Annotated in this window: 17 protein-coding genes; 8 read left to right on the forward strand and 9 right to left on the reverse strand. The window is 69.9% G+C overall.

The annotated features are described in order from the left end of the window. Both B3E43_RS10630 and ppdK read right to left on the reverse strand, forming a co-directional pair. Positions 1–197: tRNA-guanine transglycosylase (locus tag B3E43_RS10630; RefSeq protein ID WP_292029264.1), on the reverse strand; the 197-nt coding region annotated here is incomplete at its 3' end. Between the two features lie 140 nt (positions 198–337). Further along, the gene (ppdK, locus tag B3E43_RS10635; RefSeq protein WP_292029266.1) at positions 338–3,004 is read right to left on the reverse strand and encodes a pyruvate, phosphate dikinase; all 2,667 of its coding nucleotides are present in this window, start codon (positions 3,002–3,004) and stop codon (positions 338–340) included. 177 nt (positions 3,005–3,181) lie between these two features. Between ppdK and B3E43_RS10640 the strand changes: the two genes are divergently transcribed. From B3E43_RS10640 to B3E43_RS10650, 3 genes are all read left to right on the forward strand, one after another. After that, positions 3,182–4,261, forward strand: a complete 1,080-nt coding sequence (locus tag B3E43_RS10640) for a site-specific DNA-methyltransferase (protein WP_292029268.1) — start codon at positions 3,182–3,184, stop codon at positions 4,259–4,261. Positions 4,262–4,395: 134 nt separating this feature from the next. Then, positions 4,396–5,511: a glycosyltransferase family 4 protein gene (locus tag B3E43_RS10645; protein WP_292029270.1), complete on the forward strand. Its 1,116-nt coding sequence runs from the start codon at positions 4,396–4,398 to the stop codon at positions 5,509–5,511. An 87-nt stretch (positions 5,512–5,598) separates the two neighbouring features. Further along, positions 5,599–7,746 (forward strand): amylo-alpha-1,6-glucosidase, encoded by a 2,148-nt coding sequence (locus B3E43_RS10650; RefSeq protein ID WP_292029273.1) that lies wholly within the window; start codon positions 5,599–5,601, stop codon positions 7,744–7,746. Here B3E43_RS10650 and mutY read toward each other — a convergent pair. The 3 genes from mutY to B3E43_RS10665 form a co-directional block, all read right to left on the reverse strand. After that, a complete protein-coding gene (mutY, locus tag B3E43_RS10655; RefSeq protein ID WP_292029276.1) occupies positions 7,743–8,753 on the reverse strand; it encodes an A/G-specific adenine glycosylase in 1,011 nt (336 codons plus the stop codon). The two genes, B3E43_RS10650 and mutY, sit on opposite strands and share 4 nt — an antisense overlap. Before the next feature lie 53 nt (positions 8,754–8,806). Then, on the reverse strand, positions 8,807–9,724 hold the full coding sequence (locus B3E43_RS10660; RefSeq protein ID WP_292029279.1) for a hypothetical protein: 918 nt from the start codon (positions 9,722–9,724) through the stop codon (positions 8,807–8,809). A gap of 101 nt (positions 9,725–9,825) precedes the next feature. Beyond that, complete coding sequence (locus tag B3E43_RS10665) at positions 9,826–10,188, reverse strand: hypothetical protein (protein WP_292029281.1); 363 nt, start codon at positions 10,186–10,188, stop codon at positions 9,826–9,828. A 172-nt stretch (positions 10,189–10,360) separates the two neighbouring features. On the opposite strand from B3E43_RS10665, the gene B3E43_RS10670 reads away from it, so the two are divergent. From B3E43_RS10670 to smc, 4 genes are all read left to right on the forward strand, one after another. After that, positions 10,361–10,927, forward strand: a complete 567-nt coding sequence (locus tag B3E43_RS10670; RefSeq protein ID WP_292029283.1) for a DciA family protein — start codon at positions 10,361–10,363, stop codon at positions 10,925–10,927. A gap of 102 nt (positions 10,928–11,029) precedes the next feature. Beyond that, on the forward strand, positions 11,030–11,689 hold the full coding sequence (locus B3E43_RS10675; RefSeq protein WP_292029285.1) for a thioredoxin domain-containing protein: 660 nt from the start codon (positions 11,030–11,032) through the stop codon (positions 11,687–11,689). Positions 11,690–11,697: 8 nt separating this feature from the next. Continuing rightward, positions 11,698–12,333, forward strand: coding sequence for a thioredoxin domain-containing protein (locus B3E43_RS10680; protein ID WP_292029288.1), 636 nt, complete (start codon positions 11,698–11,700; stop codon positions 12,331–12,333). A 14-nt stretch (positions 12,334–12,347) separates the two neighbouring features. Next, positions 12,348–15,788 (forward strand): chromosome segregation protein SMC, encoded by a 3,441-nt coding sequence (gene smc / locus B3E43_RS10685; protein ID WP_292029289.1) that lies wholly within the window; start codon positions 12,348–12,350, stop codon positions 15,786–15,788. Here the strand turns inward: smc and B3E43_RS10690 are convergent. Continuing rightward, positions 15,785–16,510, reverse strand: coding sequence for a WecB/TagA/CpsF family glycosyltransferase (locus tag B3E43_RS10690; protein ID WP_292029290.1), 726 nt, complete (start codon positions 16,508–16,510; stop codon positions 15,785–15,787). The two genes, smc and B3E43_RS10690, sit on opposite strands and share 4 nt — an antisense overlap. A gap of 53 nt (positions 16,511–16,563) precedes the next feature. Between B3E43_RS10690 and B3E43_RS10695 the strand changes: the two genes are divergently transcribed. Beyond that, positions 16,564–17,001, forward strand: coding sequence for a hypothetical protein (locus B3E43_RS10695; protein ID WP_292029291.1), 438 nt, complete (start codon positions 16,564–16,566; stop codon positions 16,999–17,001). On the opposite strand, the gene B3E43_RS10700 is transcribed toward B3E43_RS10695, so the two are convergent. The 3 genes from B3E43_RS10700 to B3E43_RS10710 form a co-directional block, all read right to left on the reverse strand. Beyond that, positions 16,994–18,097 (reverse strand): mechanosensitive ion channel family protein, encoded by a 1,104-nt coding sequence (locus B3E43_RS10700; RefSeq protein WP_292029292.1) that lies wholly within the window; start codon positions 18,095–18,097, stop codon positions 16,994–16,996. The two genes, B3E43_RS10695 and B3E43_RS10700, sit on opposite strands and share 8 nt — an antisense overlap. 25 nt (positions 18,098–18,122) lie before the next feature. Continuing rightward, the gene (murG, locus tag B3E43_RS10705) at positions 18,123–19,229 is read right to left on the reverse strand and encodes an undecaprenyldiphospho-muramoylpentapeptide beta-N-acetylglucosaminyltransferase (protein ID WP_292029294.1); all 1,107 of its coding nucleotides are present in this window, start codon (positions 19,227–19,229) and stop codon (positions 18,123–18,125) included. Positions 19,230–19,430: 201 nt separating this feature from the next. Further along, positions 19,431–20,612, reverse strand: coding sequence for an FtsW/RodA/SpoVE family cell cycle protein (locus B3E43_RS10710; protein ID WP_292029296.1), 1,182 nt, complete (start codon positions 20,610–20,612; stop codon positions 19,431–19,433). Position 20,613 lies beyond the last annotated feature (1 nt).

The following is a 20,613-nucleotide window of genomic DNA, read 5'->3' on the forward strand; positions in this document are numbered from 1 at the left end:
CCCGGGCGCAGCCAGAGGTGGAAGGTGTTGCCGAGACAGATCTGGCTGCCTGTGGCGAGCAGCTCACGCGGGCTCATCGCCTTCACCGTGCCATAGGTGCCGACGGGCATGAAAGCGGGCGTGTCGACGGTGCCGTGGCGGAGGTGCAGCAGACCGCGACGGGCTGCGCCATCACTGGCGAGGAGCTCGAATTTCATCGCTGTTCGGGTCGATCGGAGCAGGACTGCCGGCCATCAGCGTGGTGGCAGAAAGGAAACGCCCGGCCGGCGGTTGCCGGGCGGGCGGAGGAGAGGACCTGCCGACCGGCAAAGCGGCCAGCAGGGCAGGCAGTGCCGCCTCAGGCGGGATTGTCGATCGCTGCCTGGGCGGCTGCCAGACGCGCGATCGGCACGCGGAACGGCGAGCAGCTGACGTAGTCGAGACCGGCACGATGGAAGAAATCGACCGAAGCCGGATCGCCGCCGTGCTCGCCACAGACGCCGAGCTTGATTCCCGGGCGCACCGAACGGCCCTTCTCGACCGCCATGCGCACCAGCAGACCGACGCCCTTCTGGTCGATCGACTGGAAGGGATCGCGCTCGTACATGCCGTCCTTGAGGTAGCTTGGCAGGAACTTGCCGGCGTCGTCGCGCGAGAAACCCATGGTCATCTGCGTCAGATCGTTGGTGCCGAAGGAGAAGAACTCGGCGAATTCGGCCAGGTCGGCGGCGCGCAGGGCGGCGCGGGGCAGTTCGATCATGGTGCCGACGAGGTATTCGACCCGGTCCCCGGCCTCGGCGAAGACGGCCTCGGCGGTGCGATCGGTCAGTTCGCGCAGGTATTTCATCTCCAGCCCGAGGGCGACCAGCGGGTGCATGATCTCGGGGATCGGGGCCTGCGCCGCCGTTTTCTTCACTTCCAGCGCCGCCTCCAGGATGGCGCGGACCTGCATCTCGTAGATCTCGGGATAGGCGACGCCGAGGCGGCAGCCGCGGTGGCCGAGCATAGGGTTGGTCTCGTGCAGCTCCCTGGCCCGGCGCTTCAGCTTGGCAGCGTCGAGGCCCTGGGTGACCGCCAGCGCGTCGATCTCGGCGTCGCTGTGGGGGATGAACTCGTGCAGCGGCGGATCGAGCAGGCGCACCGTCACCGGCAGACCGGCCATGATGGTGAACAGTTCGACGAAGTCGGCCTTCTGGAACGGGGCGATCTTTGCCAGCGCCATACGGCGGCCGGCCTCGTCGTCGGCGAGGATCATCTCGCGCACGGCGGCGATGCGGGCGTCGTCGAAGAACATGTGCTCGGTCCGGCACAGGCCGATGCCCTCGGCGCCGAAGCCGCGGGCGGTCTTGGCGTCCAGCGGCGTCTCGGCATTGGCGCGGACCTTGAGGCGCCGGACCTTGTCGGCCCAGGCCATCAGGGTCTGGAAGTCGCCGGTCAGCTCCGGCTCGATCATGGCCACGGCGCCGTCCAGCACCTCGCCCTTCGAGCCGTCGATGGTGATGATCTCGCCGGCCCGGAACGTCCGGCCGCGGGCGGTGAAGGTCCCGGCCTTGTCGTCGATCGACAGCTCATTGATGCCACAGACGCAGGGCCGGCCCATGCCGCGGGCGACGACGGCGGCGTGGCTGGTCATGCCGCCCCGGGCCGTGACGATGCCGCGGGCGGCGTGCATGCCGTGAATGTCCTCGGGCGAGGTCTCCTCGCGCACCAGGATGACGGCGTCGCCCAGCTGGCTGAGGCGCTCGGCCTCGTCGGCGTCGAAGACGATCTTGCCGGTGGCGGCGCCGGGCGAGGCCGGCAGGCCGGCGGCGACCACGGTGCGGCTGGCCTTGGGATCGAGGGTCGGGTGCAGCAGTTGGTCCAGCGCCGAGGGCTCGACGCGCGAAACGGCCTCTTCTTCCGAGATCACGCCCTCGGCGGCGAGATCGACGGCGATCTTCAGCGCCGACTTGGCGGTGCGCTTGCCGTTGCGGGTCTGCAGCATCCACAGCCGGCCCTGTTCGACCGTGAACTCGATGTCCTGCATGTCGCGGTAGTGGCTTTCCAGCCGCCCGACGACATCGACGAACTCGGCGAAGACGACCGGCATGGCCTCTTCCATCGAGGGGGCGGTCTCGCCCATCTCCTCGCGCCCGGCTTTGGTCAGCGACTGCGGCGTGCGGATACCGGCGACGACATCCTCGCCCTGGGCGTTGATCAGGAACTCGCCATAGAGCTTCGCCTCGCCGGTCGACGGATTGCGGGTGAAGGCGACGCCGGTGGCCGAGGTCTCGCCCATATTGCCGAAGACCATCGACTGGACGTTGACCGCCGTGCCCCAGCTTTCGGGGATGTCGTGCATGCGGCGATAGAATTTGGCCCGGTCGTTCATCCAGCTGGCGAAGACCGCCGAGACGGCCCCCCAAAGCTGGTCATGGGGGTCCTGCGGGAAGGGCTGGCCCAGCCGGTCCTCGACCACGGCCTTGTAGTCGGCGACGACCTTCTCCCAGTCGCCGGCGGACAGGTCGGTGTCGATGGTGACGCCCAGCCGGTCCTTGTGGTCGTCCAGCACCTCCTCGAAATCGTCGTGGCTCAGGCCGAGGACGACGCTGGAGTACATGGTGATGAAGCGGCGATAGCTGTCGAAGGCGAACCGACGGTCGCCGGAGAGGGCGGCCAGACCCTCGACCGTCTCATCGTTGAGGCCCAGGTTCAGGACCGTGTCCATCATCCCCGGCATGGAGGCGCGGGCGCCCGAGCGCACCGAGACCAGCAGCGGGTTCCTCGCGTCGCCGAAGGTCTTGCCGACGACGGTCTCGACCTTCTTCAGCCCGGCGGCGACCTGTGCGGCCAGGGCGTCAGGATAGGTCTGGCCGTTGGAATAGTAGTGGACGCAGGCCTCGGTCGTGATGGTGAAGCCCGGAGGCACCGGCAGTCCGAGCGACGACATCTCGGCCAGGTTCGCGCCCTTGCCGCCCAGCAGGTTCTTCATCGACGCATCGCCGTCGGCGGAGCCCCCGCCGAAGCCGTACACCCACTGAGTCATCGCATGGTCCCTGAGCCCTGATCGTATCCGGCCTGACTAACGTGCCGCGCCCGCGAAGGCGAGGCCGGGGCCGTAACAAAGCGTGAGCGGATGTGGCGGTTCCTCTCTACATCTCAACCCGCCCTTAACCGCGATGATTCACCAATCGGCCTTCAAGCTGTGCGGGGCCGCGTTTCCATGTCCGAGTTCAAGACCGACGTCATTCATCGCGGCGACTGCATCAAGGTGTTGCGGTCCCTGCCCGACGCCTGCGTCGACATGGTCTTCGCCGACCCGCCCTATAATCTGCAGCTGGGCGGCGACCTGCTGCGGCCGGACAATTCGAAGGTCGATGCGGTCGACGACGACTGGGACAAGTTCGACAGTTTCGCCGCCTATGACGCCTTCACCCGTGAGTGGATGACGGAGTGCCGCCGGATTCTGAAGCCCGAGGGCTCGATCTGGGTGATCGGCAGCTATCACAACGTCTTCCGCCTCGGCGCGGCGATCCAGGACCTCGGCTTCTGGGTCCTGAACGACATCATCTGGCGCAAGTCCAACCCCATGCCGAACTTCAAGGGCACGCGGTTCACCAATGCCCATGAGACGCTGATCTGGGCGGCGCGGTCGAGGGACCAGAAGCGCTACACCTTCAACTACGACGCCCTGAAGGCCTTCAACGAGGACGTCCAGATGCGGTCCGACTGGACCCTGGCCCTGTGCACGGGCGAGGAGCGGATCAAGGACGCCGAGGGCAAGAAGGCGCATCCGACGCAGAAGCCCGAGGGCCTGCTGCACCGCGTGCTGATGGCGGCGACCCGGCCCGGCGATGTGGTGCTCGACCCCTTCTTCGGCACCGGCACCACCGGGGCCGCGGCCAAACGGCTGGGCCGTCACTGGATCGGCATCGAACGCGACGAGACCTACGCCAAGGTCGCCGAGAAGCGGATCAAGGCGGTGATCCCGGCCGCGCCCGAGGACCTGGTGGTCATGGGCTCGCGCAAGGCCGAGGTGAAGGTGCCGTTCGGGGCGCTGGTCGAGGCAGGCCTGCTGGCCCCGGGCGACAAACTCTACTGTCCCCGCGGCGACCGCGAGGCCCGCGTCCGGGCCGACGGGTCGCTGGTGGCGGGCGAGCTGACCGGCTCGATCCACAAGCTCGGCGCCCTGTTCGAGAACGCCCCCGCCTGCAACGGCTGGACCTACTGGCGCTTCAAGACCGACCAGGGCCTGCGCTCGATCGACGCCCTGAGAGCCGAGGTCCGGGCGGGCATGCAGTGACCGGTAACGGACACTGACATCACGGTAAGGGTCCGGTTTTTCACGGTAAAAATCTCCATTCCGGGAACCTCGCCCACACCAGACGGTTGCTGATCCGGCGCCTCGCCTCCCCGCGAGCGCCGGGAGCCTCGCCCATGAAGATCGCGCAAGTCACGCCGCTGTACGAAGCCGTGCCGCCGAAGCTGTACGGCGGGACCGAGCGCGTTGTCGCCCATCTGACCGACGCGCTCGTTGACCTCGGCCATGACGTCACCCTGTTCGCCAGCGCCGACGCCGAAACCCGGGCCCGCCTGGTGCCGGTTCGGGATCAGGCCATCCGGCTGGATCCGGCCCCGCTGAAGTCCGATCTCGCGGCCCACATGACCCTGCTGTCCGAAGTGCTGAAGCGCGCCGACGAGTTCGATGTGATCCATTTCCATACCGACATGATCCACTTCCCCTTCTTCTCGCGCTGCGCCGACAAGACGATCACGACCCTTCACGGCCGGCTGGACATGAAGGACATCGGGGGCGTCTACGATCGCTGGGCCGAGTTCGGGCTGGTCTCGATCTCCGACGACCAGAGGGGCCCCCTGCCCCGCGCCAGCTGGAAGGCCACGGTCCACCACGGGATGCCCGGAGACCTGTACCGCTTCGCACCCAAGGCAGCCGGCTACCTCGCCTTCCTTGGCCGCATCTCGCCCGAGAAGCGGCCGGATCGCGCCATCGAGATCGCCACCCGGCTGAACAAGCCGCTGAAGATCGCGGCCAAGGTCGATGCCGCCGACAAGGTCTACTGGGAGACCGTCATCAAGCCGATGGTCGAGGGCAATCCGCTGGTCGAGTTCGTCGGCGAGATCGGCGACCACCAGAAATCCGCCTTCCTCGGCGGCGCGGAAGCCCTGCTGTTCCCGATCGACTGGCCCGAGCCCTTCGGCCTTGTGATGATCGAGGCCATGGCCTGCGGCACGCCTGTGGTGGCCTTCCGCTGCGGCTCGACGCCGGAGGTGATCGAGGATGGCGAGACCGGCTTCCTCGTGGATACGCTGGAACAGGCCGTCGCCGCGGCCGGTCGCGCGCATCTGCTGGATCGACACGCCATCCGCGCCCGTTTCGATCTGCGTTTCTCGGCCACCGCCATGGCGCGGCGCTATCTGGACGTCTACGGCGACCTGCTGGCGCGAAGGCCGTTCGCGGAAGAGGCGATCGCCGATGTGGTGACGCCCCTGCGCCCGTCCGAGGACCGGAGCTTCGCGGCCGCCAATCTCTGACCGGCGCCGGATGAACGGGTTACGGCCCTCAAGCGTTCGCAATCATACGCCAGCCTGACGCCGTCACGCCCGCCATCCGGAGCCCTCATGGACGACGCCTATACGGTCCAGACCACCGCCACGGAATCCGGCGAAGCCGACGGCCTTGAACGGCTGATGGCGCTGAAGGACGGCGACACCTTCCTGGTGGCCGACGGCTGGGGCGACCTGAAGGGCGGGGCCGACGGCCTGTTCGTCGGCGACACCCGCATCCTGTCACGGCTGGTGATGAAGGTCGGACAGGCGCGCCCGTCGCAGCTGAGTTCCGGCGTCAGCCAGGACAACGTCTATTTCACCTGCCATTCGACCAACCGGCCCCTGCCCCCGATGGGCGGTCGTTCGGCCCCGGCAGGCGTGCTGCATATCGAGCGGCGGCGGTTCGTGTGGGATCGCCGGATGTTCGAGCGGATCCGCATGGTCAATCACGGCGTCGAGGACGTGCTTCTGCCTCTGACGATCGATTTCGCCGCTGACTTCGCCGACATCTTCCAGGTGCGTGGCACCCTGCGCGAAAAGCGAGGGACCACCGAGCCGCCGGTCCACGACGGCCGCCGCGTCACCTTCGCCTATGTCGGGCTGGACGAGGTCCGGCGCACCAGTTGTCTGGCCTTCTCCGAGCCGCCCGCGCGGCTCACCGGATCGCGCGCGGACTTCATGTTCAGCCTGCCCAAGGGCCGGCGCTGCGACCTCTATGTGGAATGCGGTCCGGACCGCTGCGATCAGCCTGACGAGGTCCGTTACAGGCAGAACGCCTTGCAGGCGCGGCTGGCCATGCGCGCCCGTCGACGGCGCGGCGCGTCTCTGAGGGGGCCCCGCAGCCCGCGCTTCAATGACTGGCTGGACCAGAGCCGCGCCGATGTCGCCCTGCTGACGACCGACCTGCCGACCGGCCCCTATCCCTATGCCGGCGTGCCCTGGTTCTCGACGCCGTTCGGGCGGGACGGGATCATCACGGCCTGGCAGATGCTGTGGCTCGACCCCTCGCTGGCCAAGGGCGTGCTGACCTACCTCGCCATGCGGCAGGCGACGGAATTCTCCGCCTTCCAGGACTCCGCGCCGGGCAAGATCATGCACGAGACCCGCGGCGGCGAGATGAGCGCGCTCGGCGAGGTGCCGTTCGGCCTCTACTACGGCGGCGTCGATACGACCTGCCTGTTCGTGGCCCTGGCCGGCGCCTATGCACGGCGGACCGGCGACTTTGAACTGATCCGCCGGCTCTGGCCCAGTCTGATCGCCGCCGTCGGCTGGATGAAGGACCATGGCGATTTCAACGGCGACGGCCTGATCAGCTATCAGCGCGGGGCCGAGACGGGCCTGTCGAACCAGGGCTGGAAGGACTCCGAGGACTCCATCTTCCACAGCGACGGCCGGTTTCCGAAAGGGCCCATCGCCCTGCTGGAGGTGCAGGGCTACGCCTTTGCCGCCTGGCAGGCGATGGCCGAACTGGCGGGCGCCCTGGGCGACGACCGGCAGGCGGCATGGGCGGCCCAGGCCGAGCGGGTCCGGGCGCTGGTCGAGGACCGGTTCTGGATGGAGGACGAAGGCTTCTACGCCATCGCCCTGGACGGCGACGGCGAGCCATGCCGGTCGATCGGCTCCAACGCCGGCCACCTGCTGTTCACCGGCCTGCCCTCTGTCGAGCGGGCGAAGCGGGTGACGAAGCGGTTGCTGGGCGCCGAGTTCCGCTCGGGCTGGGGCGTGCGGACACTGGCCACCGGTCAGGCCCGGTTCAATCCGATGAGCTATCACAACGGCTCGGTCTGGCCCCACGACACAGCCATGGCGGCGGCGGGCATGGCCCGCTACGGCGAGCGCCGGGCGGTGGCCCTGCTGCTGGGCGAGATCTATGCGGCGGCGGCGCATTTCCACCTGCGCCTGCCCGAACTGTTCTGCGGCTTCGAGCGCAATCCCGGCGAGCCGCCGATCGCCTATCCCGTCGCCTGCCTGCCACAGGCCTGGGCCGCGGGGTCGGTGTTCCTGATGCTGCAGTCGGCGCTGGGGATCAGCATTGATGCGGTCGCAGGAACCGTGGAGATCGACGACCCGGTCCTGCCGGCGGGCATCGACCGGCTGAACGTCACCAATCTGCAGGTCGGCGCCGGCCGGGTCGATCTGGCGTTCCAGCAGACGGGAAACCAAACGGTGGTCATCCCCCTGCGCCGGGAAGGGCCGGTGTCGGTGCGGACGGTCCGCTAGGCCAGACCTCGCTCCAGCGCCTTGCGGAAGACGGTCGGCAGGGCGGCCAGCGCCGCCTCCGGATCCGTCCAGAGGAAGTCGCCGCTTCCCTCTGCGACCCGCACGGTCAGCGTCAGCGAGAAATGGGTGAAGACGTGCTCGATCGCCCCCGCCTCGCGCCAGTCGGCGGCGACGGGCGGCGTGGCGTCCGACGGCGTCACGCTCCAGTCCGACGTCGGCAGGCTCAGCATCCCTCCCAGCAACCCCTTGTCCGGCCGACGCACCAGCCCCACCCGCCCCCGATCGTCGCGCAAAACCCAGGCCACGCCGGCGCGGTGCGGCCGCTCGGCCTTCTTCGTCTTCAGCGGCCACCGCTCGGGATGACCCGAAGCGTAGCCGGCGCACCACGCGGTCAGCGGACAGGCCTCGCACAACGGTTTTCCGGGGCGGCAGACCGTCGCGCCGAGGTCCATCAGGGCCTGCGGCCAGTCGCCCGGACGGTCGGCGGCGACCAGGGTGGCGGCGAGGCGCTTGAGCTCCGGCTTCGCGGCAGGCAGCGGGGTCTCGACCGCGAACAGCCGCGCCATGACCCGCTCGACATTGCCGTCGACCACATTGGCCGGGCGGTCGAAGGCGATGGCGGCCACGGCGGCCGCGGTATAGGCGCCGACCCCCGGCAGGGCCAGCAGTCCGGCCTCTGTGTCCGGAAACACACCGCCATGCGCGTTCGCCACGGCTCGCGCGCAGGCCAGCAGGTTTCGGGCGCGGGCGTAGTAGCCGAGGCCCGCCCAGGCGGCCATGACGTCCGCGTCTTCCGCCGCCGCCAGATCGGTCACCGTCGGCCATCGGGTCGTGAAGGCCTGGAAATAGGGCGTGGCGTGCGGCGTCGTGGTCTGCTGCAGCATCACCTCGGAAAGCCAGACGCGATACGGATCGGGCGCCTGCGACCCCGGCGAGGCGCGCCAGGCCAGCGTCCGCCCATGGGCGTCGTACCAGTCCAGCAGGGCGGCGCGGAGGGCGGAGGGCATCGGCTCTGATAGCCGCGCCCGGCGCGGGCGCCCACTGAAGATCACGGTCGCGATCACTCCGCCGAGGGAACAACGCCCGTCGTCGTGAGCCGCCAGATCAACTGCCGGGCGTTGGCCTGGGCCCGCTTCTGGAACATCCGCCAGATCGGCAGGGTGTCGGCGTCGTGCACCACGTCATAGCCTTGTGGGCCACGGCAGAGATATCCCGCCGCGACCAGCTGCGTCAGATGCCGTCGGACCGTCTCCTCCGGCAGGTTCAGCCGCGCGGCGACAGCCGAACCCCGCACCGGCGCGAAAGTGGGTTCCAGGACCGATAGCTCCCCGCCACGGGCCGGCATCTGCGCCGGAAGGCGGAGCTGGCCGCTCACGTAATGACAGACGGTCAGCAGGATATGGCAGGCGGTCAGATTCATCCCGGCGGTCAGTTCCCGCGTGTAGGCCGTCTCGCGCAGGGCGTGGGCGGTGCTGAGCCGCATGGCGGCCCAGGCGACCGGCCAGACCGGATGGGCCAGGCGACTGCCGGATCCCAGGCCGAAGGCGCGGATCAGGCCGAGGCCGCCGATGAAGTCATCAAGCGCATCGAGATAGCGCGGTATCGACGGCAGGAACCGGTCCGAGATCAGCGTGGACGCAGGAAGGATGTAGCCCGCCGGGGACCGATGAAGCACGCCGTTCGCCACCATGCCCGCCAGTTTGGCGCGCGCCGTCTCTCTCGGAATCTCCAGAAACTGGGCGATGCTGAGGGCATTGGCGGGTCGCCGCAATTCGTCCGGATAGGCGGCGTCCAGCGCCTGGTGACGCCGGCTGATATCCGGATCCGCATCAAGATGGCCGACGTTCGCATCAAGGATGGCCGGCAGCAGCAGGCTGCAGACCAGGTCCCCGTCAACCAGGCCGCGCGTGATCTCGATATAGGCGAGTTGCAGCCGCACACAGAGCCAGGCCACCTTGGCCCGCTGGATCCGCGTCATCGTGTCATTCCCGCCTGTCGCCCAGCCGGATCCCGACGGCGTTTCGGCGTCCGCGAGCTGGGCCAAGGTGCGGATGGGCGGGCGCTCGCCTGTCGCGGCTGTCAGCGGACCATCCGCGATGCGGGCGCCGACAACTGCAACAGCCGCGCACCGGCATCGGTGAGGGCCCAGCGATAGCTGCCGACACCCAGCGGGCGTTCCAGCAACGGCGCGGTCTTGCGGCCGGCAGCCCAGACCAGATAGGCGTCGAAGGCGGCGAATATTTCGTCTCGCGCTGCGACCTCCGCCGGACAGGATCGACCGCTGCGTCGCTGGGCGATCTGATCCGCCACCATCTGCCGATGGGCGCAGCCGCCGAGCACGAGCAGGGCCTCGAGAATTTCGGCGATCACAGGATCAATATGGCGCGCCCGACCGCCCTTCGCACGGCGCTTGTGCTCGAAATAACTGACGACGGTACCCACCACCAAACCCCCACACACCGGTCAGGTAACCGGTAACAGCACCTAAGTAAGCTCTGCCGCAGACGGTCAATATCAGGGGTACCCGGAATGGGGGTTTGCCTTCGCGCAAACGTCGCAGATCGCTACGTCAACGCCCGGTGCGCGGTCGCGTGGTTTCGCCTAGTATGGCTGGATGCGCCGCCCCCTTCCCACTGACGCCGAGGCCCGCGAGATCCTGTCGCGCCGACGCACGCGCCCCGCGCCGCGCCCGACGCCAAAGGCCGGGCGCGCGCTCCAGGGGCTGATCAAGGAGCTGGACGGCAAGTTCGGACGCGGCGCCGCGGCGCTCGAGCCCCGCTGGCGCGAGATCGTCGGTGACCGGCTGGCGCGGGTGACCCGACCGCAGAAACTGACCAGGGGCCGGGGCGGCGCCGGCGGTACGCTGGAGCTGCGTGTGGCGGGACCAGCCGCCCTGCTGGTGCAACACCAGTCCGAGGATATTCTGGCGCGGGTCAATCTGTTCCTCGGGGCCGGCAGCGTCGACCGGCTGCGGATCGCCCAGGGGCCGGTCAAACCACCCTCCGACATCGCCGCCGCCCCGATACGCCGGCCGGCCGCCCAGCCCCTGGCCGCCCACGAGGAGGCCGAACTGAAGGCCGCCCTTGAGGCCGCGCCGGAGGCACTGAAGGGGCCGCTGGAACGGCTCGGTCGGGCGGTTCTGGGCGATCCGGAAAAGGGCCGCGACCGATCGGGCCGTTGACAAAACTTCGCCGTTTCTGTTCTCGAAAGTGCTGAAGCGCGCGTATCACCGGGGAATCGCGCGATGCTCTCCCGAATCCCGCATCCAGTTGAGGACGACGCCATGAGCGCCAAGACCAAATACGCCGCCATGAGCCGCCGCGCGGCGATGACCGCCGCAGCCCTGGCCGCCATGGCGACCCTGGCGGGTTGCGGCGGCGGCGGCGCGGGCGCGGGGGCCGAGGGCGACATGGCCATCGGCGCGTCCGAGGCCGACGCCAAGGTCACCGTGGTGGAATACGCCTCGGTCACCTGCGGCGTCTGCGCCGCCTGGCACGAGGAAACCTGGCCCGCCTTCAAGGCAGCCTATGTCGACACCAACAAGGTCCGGTTCGTGTTCCGCGAGTTCCCGACCGGCCCGGTCAATGTCGCCGTCGCCGGCTTCATGATCGCGCGCTGCGCCGGCGAGGACAAATATTTCGACGTCGTCGGCGGCATCATGTCCAGCCAGCGCGAATGGCAACAGGGCGTCAATCCGCGCGACACCCTGTTCCGCATCGGCAACGGCGCAGGGCTGAGCAACCAGCAGATCGAGACCTGCATCAAGGACCCGGAGAACATCGCGGCCGCCGACGCCCGCGCTCGCGCCGCCCAGGCGGCCGGTGTGGACGGCACGCCGTCCTTCTACGTCAACGGCGTCAAGGTCATCACGCCCGGATCGACCAGCGGCCCCAGCTTCGCCGACCTTTCGCGGGCGATCGACGCCGAACTGGCCAAGGGCTGAGGGCGGCGGTGACCACCCGGCGGAAATCCCTTCTGATCCTGGCGCTGGCGCTGGCGGCGCCCGCGGTCGCGGCTTCCGCGTCGGGGTCGGATTCCGCCTTGGCGCAGACGCTCGCTCCGGTCACGGCCGCGGATCGCAGCATCGGCCGGGCCGACGCTCCGGTGACCGTGGTCGAATACGCCTCGTTCGCCTGCAATCACTGCGCTGACTGGCATCGGTTCGTCTATCCGACGTTCAAGTCGCGGTTCATCGACACCGGACAGGTCCGGCTGGTGTTCCGCAACCTGCCGACCCTGCCCGAGGAAATGTCCATGCCGGGCGCCGCTCTGGCCCGCTGCGCAGCGCCGGAGCGGTTCTTCGATGTCGCCTCGGCCCTGATGCTCGGGCAGGACGCGGTCTTCCGGGGCGGAACGCGCGAGGACTGGTACGCCCCGGCCATCGCCGTCAGCGGCCGCACCCAGGCCCAGATCGAGGCCTGCGCCACGACCCCGGCGACCCTGGCCGCCATCAACCGCGACGTCGACAGTGCGAACGCCGCCGGCGTCAACACCACCCCGGCCTTCTTCGTCAACGGACGCCGGGTGACGGACCGCTCGCTGGGCGGGCTGGAGGTCGCGATCCGGGCGGCCGCCGCAGGTCAGTGACTGCGTAGGAGCCGATGCAGTTCCAGCGCCTCCGGCTCGTGGGCTTCAAGTCCTTCGTCGATCCCGCCGAGGTGCATATCGAGCCGGGCCTGACCGGCGTGGTCGGCCCCAACGGCTGCGGCAAGTCCAATGTGCTGGAGGGCCTGCGCTGGGTCATGGGGGCCAACTCCGCCAAGGCCATGCGCGGCCAAGGCATGGACGACGTCATCTTCGCCGGCGCCGCCGATCGTCCGCCGCGCAACCACGCCGAAGTCCAGCTGACCATCGACAACGCCCAGCGCCGGGCCCCCCAGCCCTTCACCGACAGCCCCATGCTGGAGGTGTCGCGCCGCATCGACCGCGGCCAGGGCTCGACCTATCGCATCAACGGCAAGGAGGTCCGCGCCCGCGACGTCCAGCTGTTGTTCGCCGACGCCTCGACCGGCGCCAATTCGCCCGCGCTCGTGCGGCAGGGCCAGATCAGCGAACTGATCGCCGCCAAGCCGCAGAATCGCCGCCGCATCCTCGAGGAGGCCGGCGGGGTCGCCGGCCTGCACACCCGCCGCCACGAGGCCGAGCTGCGGCTCAAGGCGGCCGAGACCAATCTCGAACGGCTGGACGACATCGGCCGCGAGCTGGAGACCGCACTGTCCCGGCTGAAGCGCGAAGCGCGGCAGGCCGAGCGCTACAAGAAGATCTCGGCCGAGATCCGGGCCCTGCAGGCGGCCCTGCTGTTCGTGCGCTGGAACGACGCCCGCGTGGCGGCCGAGGGCGCGGCGCAGGAACTGGCGGACGCGGAACGGGCTGTCGGCGAGGCGACCACCGCCTCCAGCCGGGCCCAGACAGCGGCGCTGGCGGCGCAGGAAGCCCTGAAACCCGCTCGCGAGGAAGACGCCGTCGCCGGCGCCCTGCTGCACCGCGCCTCGCTGGAGCGCGACCGGCTCGACATGGCCGAACAGGCCGCGCGGGCCGAGGTCGAGCGGCTGACCGCCGAGGCCGCCCGTATCGCCGCCGACATTGAGCGCGAGACCGCCATGGCCGGCGACGCCTCGGCCGAACTGGCCCGACTGGGCGCCGCGCTGGAGACCCTGACCGCCGAGATCGCCGGAGCGCCGACGCGCGGACCCGAACTGGAGGCGGCCCTCGCCGCCGCCGAGGATGCCCGCAAGGCCGCCGACGCCGAGGTCGAACGCGTCGCCGGGGCCGCCGCCTCCGTCGAGGCGCGGGTCAATGCCGAAAGCGCCCGCAAACGCGACGCCGAGGCGCGCGTGGCGCGGGCAGAGACCCAACTGGGTTCAGCCCAGGCCGAGCGCGCGGCCCTCGGCCCTCTGGAAACCCCCGAGATCGAGGCGGCCAAGGCTGCGCTCCAGACCGCCCAGGCTGACCTGGCCGCCGCCCGCGCGGCGGTCGAGGCCGCCGAGGCCGAACGCGGCGACCGCGCCCGCGCCGAGGCCGACGCCCGCACCGCCGCCCGCACCGCCGAGGACCGTCTGGGCCGGCTGCAGACCGAGGCGCGCGGCCTCGCCCAGCTGCTGGTCCACGGCAAGCGCGAACACGCGCCGGCGCTGGACAGCGTCGAGGCGGACAAGGGTTTTGAAGCGGCGCTGGCGGCGGCCCTCGGCGACGATCTGGACGCGGCGCTCGACAGGAAGGCCGCCGCCTACTGGGCCGGCGCCGACGTCCCTGCTCCGACCTGGCCGACCGGGGTCGAACCGCTCGCCGCCCATGTTTCCGCCCCCGACCAGCTGAAAGCCCGTCTGGCCCTATGCGGCGTCGCCCCGGCCAGCGAGATCGAGCGGCTGGCCGGATCCCTCCCGATCGGCGCCCGCCTGGTCACCGTCGCCGGCGACCTGTGGCGCTGGGACGGGTTCGTCCAGCGCGCCGAGGCCCCACGCCCCGCCGCCGTGCGACTCGCCCAGCGCACCCGCCTGTCCGAACTGGAAGCTGAAATCGACGCGGGCAAGCCCGCTCTGGAGACGGCGCAGGCCGCGCTCAAGGCCGCGACGGAAGCCTTCCGCGCCGCCGAGGAGGCGGTGAAGACTGCCCGCGCCGCGCCCTTCCCGCTCGACAAGGCCGTGTCCGCCGCCCGCGACCGGCTGGAGAGCCTCGGCCGCGATCAGGCCCGCAAGGAAGCCCGGGCGCTGGCGCTGGACGAGACGATCGGCCGGCTGACCGTCGAGGTCGAGGCGGCGCAGGCCGCGCTCGCCGAGGCGCAGGGCTCCGACGCACCCTCCGAAACCCTCGACGGCCTGCGCGCCGAACTGGCGGCGGCTCGGACGGCGGCGGACGCGGCGCGGGGCGCGGCGGCGACGGCACGGGTCGAGCGCGACGCCGAGGCGCGCGAGGTCGCGGGCCGTCAGGCGCGGCTGGACGGCCTGACCCGCGAACGCGACGGCTGGGCCGCCCGGGCGAAGGACGCCACGGTGCGGATCGCGGCGCTTGAGAAGGATGCGGAGAAGACGACCGGAAAGCTGAAGGCGGCGTCAGCGGCCCCCGCACAGCTGGCGACGCAGCGCTCGTCCCTGCTGGACGCCCTGACCGCCGCCGAGACGCGCCGCAAGGCCGCGGGCGATGCCCTCGCCCTGGCCGAGGGCGAGGCGACCGAGGCCGACCGGACCGCGCGGGCGGCGGAGGCGACGGCCTCACAGGCGCGCGAGGCGCGGGCCGGGCTGGCGGCGCGGTCCGAGGCCGCGGCCGAACGGCTGGCCGAGACCGAGGCCAACGTCCGGGAGACGGCCCAGATGTCGCCCGAGGAACTCGGCCAGAAGCTGACCGAAGACGCCATCGCCCGCCCGCCCGACGCCGCGGGGGCCGAAAGCCTGCTGTACGGTCTGGAGCGCGAGCGCGAGCAGCTCGGCCCCGTCAACCTGCGGGCCGAGGATGAGGCCGTCGAATACGGCGACCGGCTCAACACCATGAAGGTCGAGCGGTCTGACCTGACCAGCGCCATCGCCAAACTGCGCGACGGCATCGACGAACTGAACGCCGAGGGGCGCGAGCGTCTGGTGGCGGCGTTCGACATCATCAACGACAATTTCAAGAGTCTGTTCGAGGCCCTGTTCGGCGGCGGCCAGGCCGAGCTGAAGCTGGTCGAGAGCGACGATCCGCTGGAGGCCGGGCTGGAGATCTACGCCTGCCCGCCCGGCAAGCGGCTGGCCGTGATGAGCCTGATGTCGGGCGGCGAGCAGGCCCTGACCGCCGCGGCCCTGATCTTCGCCGTCTTCCTCGCCAACCCGGCCCCGGTCTGCGTCCTCGACGAGGTCGACGCCCCGCTGGACGACGCCAACGTCGACCGCTTCTGCCGCATGCTCGACGAGATGCGGAAGCGGACCGACACCCGCTTCATCGTCATCACCCACAACCCGGTGACCATGAGCCGGATGGACCGGCTCTACGGCGTGACCATGCCGGAGCGGGGAGTGAGCCAGTTGGTCAGCGTGGACCTGAGCCAGGCGGAAGAGATCGTGGCGGCCTAGCGGGCCTTCAGCACTTCCGTCCTGACGAACCACCCGAAGATCGCCGGGCCCTCGATCACATAGCGGCGGAACATCCGGCGCGGCTGGCTCATCAGCCGGTGCAGCCACTCCAGCGACAGCTGCTGAAACACCTTGGGCGCCCGCTGCTGGCGGCCGGTCAGGAAGTCCACCGAGGCGCCGACGCACAGGGTCACACCGGTCTTTCGGCCCGCGGCGCGCAAGGCATGCGCGAACAGCTCCTGTTTCGGGAAGGAGACGCAGGCCAGCAGCACGTCCCACTCCGCCCCGGCGGCGTGGCCGACGGCGGCCCTCCAGCCCAGGGTGCCGGGGACCAGCATGGGCGCCTCAAGGTATTTCAGCGTCTGGCGCGGATAGCGGGCGGCCAGTTCGTTGAACGCGGCGCGGTCGGGGCCGAAGACGGCGATGGTCAGGCCTTCCGCCGCGGGACTGGCCAGCAGGTCCGCCGTCATGTCCGAGCCCGGATAGACCGGCAGGGTCACCCCCCGCAGCCGCGCCAGATGGCTGAGGATCCGGCTGTCGCAGATCTTCAGATCGGCGTCCGCATAGACCTCGCGCCCCACCCGGCCGTCCATCAGCTTGACCACATGATCGACATTGGGCGTCACGACATAGCCATAGGCCCCGCGCGCCATACCGATCACCCGGGCCAGCGTCTCCGGCCGGTCGCCGTCAGCGAAATCGAGGGTCATGAAACGGGTCATGGCGGCAGCCTAGTCGCATCCCGGTCAACGCCCGGTTACGATGGCGAATGATTTTGACCCTGCTTGCGCTGCTGTCCGCCGGACCCGCCCAGCCCCCGCACCGGTTCGTCTTCCTCGGCGCCGACCGGTTCGCACACTATGCCGACATGGCCAGCCTTCAGCCGGAGGGTTCCGGCGGCCGTATTCGGGTGTTCCAGGTGGTCGAACCCGATTTCCGGGCCGCCGGCGACGCGTACTGGGGCGGCTGGTCGTGGTGGCGGTTCGACTGCGGCGCCGGCGGCAAGGTCGACCGGCTGGATTTCGCGGCTGTGCGCGAGGGCGGTGCGGAAGGTCCGGCCACGCCCGACGACGCCCCGGCCTATGCGGCGGTAGAGGGCGGCGACGCCTTCGAGATGCTGGTCGCTGCCTGCAATCCCGACGACTACGACACTGACGCGGTGACGCTGGAGGAGGCCGTCACCCACGGCCGGGCTCAGTTGGCGATCAACTGAGCGGGTTCGCGGCAGCATTGAGCTGGCGCTGCTGGGGCAGGGCCTCGGGGCATTCGTCGCGCATGAAGGCGAGCATTTTCTCGCGGATCTCGCAGCGCAGGTCGAAGGCCGTGGGCGCGCTGCGGGCGCTGGCCAGACAGCGGACCTGGGCGACCCGGTCAGTGATCTCGGTGACCTGAAGGCTGATCACATCGCCGTCCCAGAACGGACTGGCCCTGCAGATTCGCTCCAGTTCAGCCCGCAGCCGTTCAACCGGGGCCTCATAGTCGACGTACAGAAAGGCCGAGCCGATCAGTCGCGCGGTGTCCCGCGTCCAGTTCTCGAACGGGGTGTTGATGAAATAGCTGAGCGGCAGGATGAGGCGCCGCCAGTCCCACAGCTTGACCACCACATAGGTCGAGGTGATCTCCTCAATGGTCCCGAACTCGCCTTCCACCATGACGGCGTCGTCCAGCCGGATCGGCTGGGCGGTGGCGATCTGGATGCCCGCGATCATATTGGTGAGGAAGGGCTGAAGGGCCAGGCCGGCGATGATGCCGACGACCCCGGCGGAGGCCAGCAGCGACAGCCCCCACTGGCGGACCGCCGAAATGGTCAGCAGGGCCAGCCCAAGGGTGATGATGCCGATCAACAAGGCCGACACCCGCTGCAGGATGCGGGCCTGGGTGATGTGTTTGCGGGCGACGAGATTGTCCTCGGCGGCCATGTTGAAGCGGCGCAGATAGACCACCGCCCACATGTCCGAGGCCCCGATCAGCATCCAGCCGACGGTCAGGATGAAGGCGAACAGCAGGGTCTGGCGGATCAGCAAGGATGGTTCGGGGGCCAAGGGCGACACCGTGACGGCCAGCGCCATGGCGGCGATCATGACCGCGATCCGCACCTTGAGCCGCGCCCGGCCCACCGTACCGCGCCAGAAGACGTCGCGCTTGCGCACCGCCAGTTGCAGCAGGCTGAACACCAGCTGGTTCGCCGCCCAGCCGACGAAGACGAAAACGGCGACGATGACCGAGATCACCACCCATTCAGGCAGCCAGTAGAACTCGCGCCAGAGGCGGAAGATTTCGCGGGTCAGGTCGTCGACGAAGGGAGGCATGGCGACCTTATGGGCCGCCAAGGCGTCAGGAGGGTGGCGCCCGTTCCGCGGCCACCGCCTCGACCATGTCCGCCAGTTCCCCGGTCGCGTCCGGCAGGGCCGCCGACCGGGCGCCCACGCTCATGGCCTTGAGCAGGCCCGGATCGGACAGCAGGGCCTGGAGCACAGCCGTCAACCGCTCGGCCGTTGCCTCGTCCTCCAGCACCACCTGCGCCCCTCCGGCGTCGGCCAGGCTGGCGGCGTTGAAGCGCTGGTGGTCATCCATGGCGATCTTGAGCGGGATCAGCAGGGACGGCAGGGCCGCCACGGCCAGTTCCGAACAGGTCGAGGCCCCGGCGCGGCCGATCACAAGATGCGTCGTCGCCAGCCGCCGCGCCATGTCGCCGAAGAAGGGCGCCACCTCGGCCTCGATCCCGGCCGCCGCATAGATGGCTCGCGCGCTCTCCAGCATCTCGGGGCGCGATTGCTGCTGCACCCGCAGCCGCTTGCGCAGCGGCGCCGGCAGGGCGGCGAAGGCCTGCGGAACCGCCTCCGACAGGATGCGCGCGCCCTGGCTGCCGCCGGTAACCAGCACATGGATCGGCCCGCGCGCGGTCGGGGCGGCGTACGGCCGGTCGAACAGGGCGCGGATGTCGGGTCGCACGGGATTGCCGATCAGGCTCACCCGCGCCTCGACGCCGTTCGGGACGAGCCGCAGGTTCGGGAAGGAGGACGCGATCGCGCCGACATAGGGGCTGAGCCAGCGGTTGGTGCGGCCCAGCACCGAATTCTGCTCGTGCAGCAGGGTCGGTCGGCCCTGGCTCAGCGCCGCCAGCAGGGCCGGGGCCGACGGATAGCCGCCGAAGCCCACCACCACCGCCGCATCCAGCCGCGTCAGCGCCTTGCGCGCCTTGAACAGGCCGCGCGCGATGGCCACGCCCGCCTTGGCCATCCCGACCGGTCCGCGGCCTGTGGCGGCATCGAGCGCGATCCGCTCCTCGGCCGGAAACGTCTGGGCGTAGCTTTCGCCGCGATGATCGGTGGCCAGGACGATCCGCCAGCCGCGCCGCGTCAGTTCGCGCGCCAACGCCTCGGCCGGAAACATATGGCCCCCGGTGCCCCCGGCGGCGACGACGCAGACTTTGGATTTCATGCCGTGTGTTTGCCCCAATGCGCGGTGGCCCGCTACTCCCCGCTATCGTCATCCTCCGGCGAGCGAAGCGAGACCGGGGGACCCAGCGGCGCCGAAGGCGAAATGTCGGAGGCGAACGCGCTCCCGGCAGGTTCGCGCTATCGCGCGCCGCTGGGTCCCCCGGTCTGCGCGGCTACGCCGCTTGCCGGAGAATGACGATAGCTAAGGCAGTATCCGCCCGCGATCCGGCAGGCTGGTCCCCGGCTCGTAGGCGCCGGGGCGGCGGCGGGTCAAGGCCAGGGCCAGGCCCATGGTCAGCCCCATGGCCAGCATCGACGAGCCGCCATAGCTGATGAAGGGCAGGGTCATGCCCTTGGTCGGAATCAGGTTCAGGTTCACCGCGATATTGATGCAGGCCTGCAGGCCGACCAGCATGAACAGCCCCGCCGCCGCCGTCTGTTCGAAGGCGTCGGTCAGCTTCATCGCCCGCCGCATCCCCCGCACCACGATGAAGGCATAGAGACCGATCATGGCCAGCGACAGGACCAGACCGAACTCCTCGGCCCCCACGGAATAGATGAAGTCGGTGTGCAGGTCGGGCACCGATCGCTTCATCACCCCCTCGCCCACCCCGCGTCCGACCAGTCCGCCGGCGCGGATCGCCTCGGAAGCCCGGTCAATCTGGTGGGTATCGGTGGTCTCGGGCGACAGGAAGCGGCTCAGCCGGTCGCGCATGTGGCTGAAGGCGAAATACAGGCCCACCACCCCGGCGGCGCCGGCCGCGCCCAGAGCGGCCACCCATTTCAGCGGCACGCCGGCCATGAAGAAGACGGCCATGAAGGTGGTTGTGATCAGCAGGGTCTGGCCGATGTCGGGCTGGATCAGCAGCAGGCCGACGCACAGGGCCCAGGCCGCGAAGGCGATGGAGACTCCGGGCACCCCCTGCCCCTTCTGCGCCTCCGAGAACATCCAGGCCGAGAAGACGATCAGGCCGGGCTTGGCGAACTCCGAAGGCTGCAGGCTGAACGGGCCGAGATTGACCCAGCGCGCCGCCCCCTTCACCTCATTGCCGATGAAGGGCAGGGCCGCCATGACCACGATGGCGCAGACCAGGGCCAGCAGGGCGATCCGGCGCACGCCCTTCGGCGACAGCAGGGAAGCGACCAGCATGGCGACCGTCCCGCCCGTGGCCCAGACAAGCATCCGCCAGGAGTAGTGGAACGGGTCGGTCACGGATTCATCGGCCAAGATCGCCGCCGGGCTGGAGGCGAAACTCAGCGCCACCCCCATCCCGATCAGCGTCAAGGCCGCGGCCAGCAGGCCCCGGTCGACCGTCCAGAACCATTTGGCGATGGGGCTCTGGTCGTTGCGCGAAAAGGCCGGGGTGTAGTTGTGCGCGGTCATG

Source organism: Brevundimonas sp. UBA2416 (genome assembly GCF_002343105.1).
Classification (GTDB): Bacteria; Pseudomonadota; Alphaproteobacteria; order Caulobacterales; family Caulobacteraceae; genus Brevundimonas.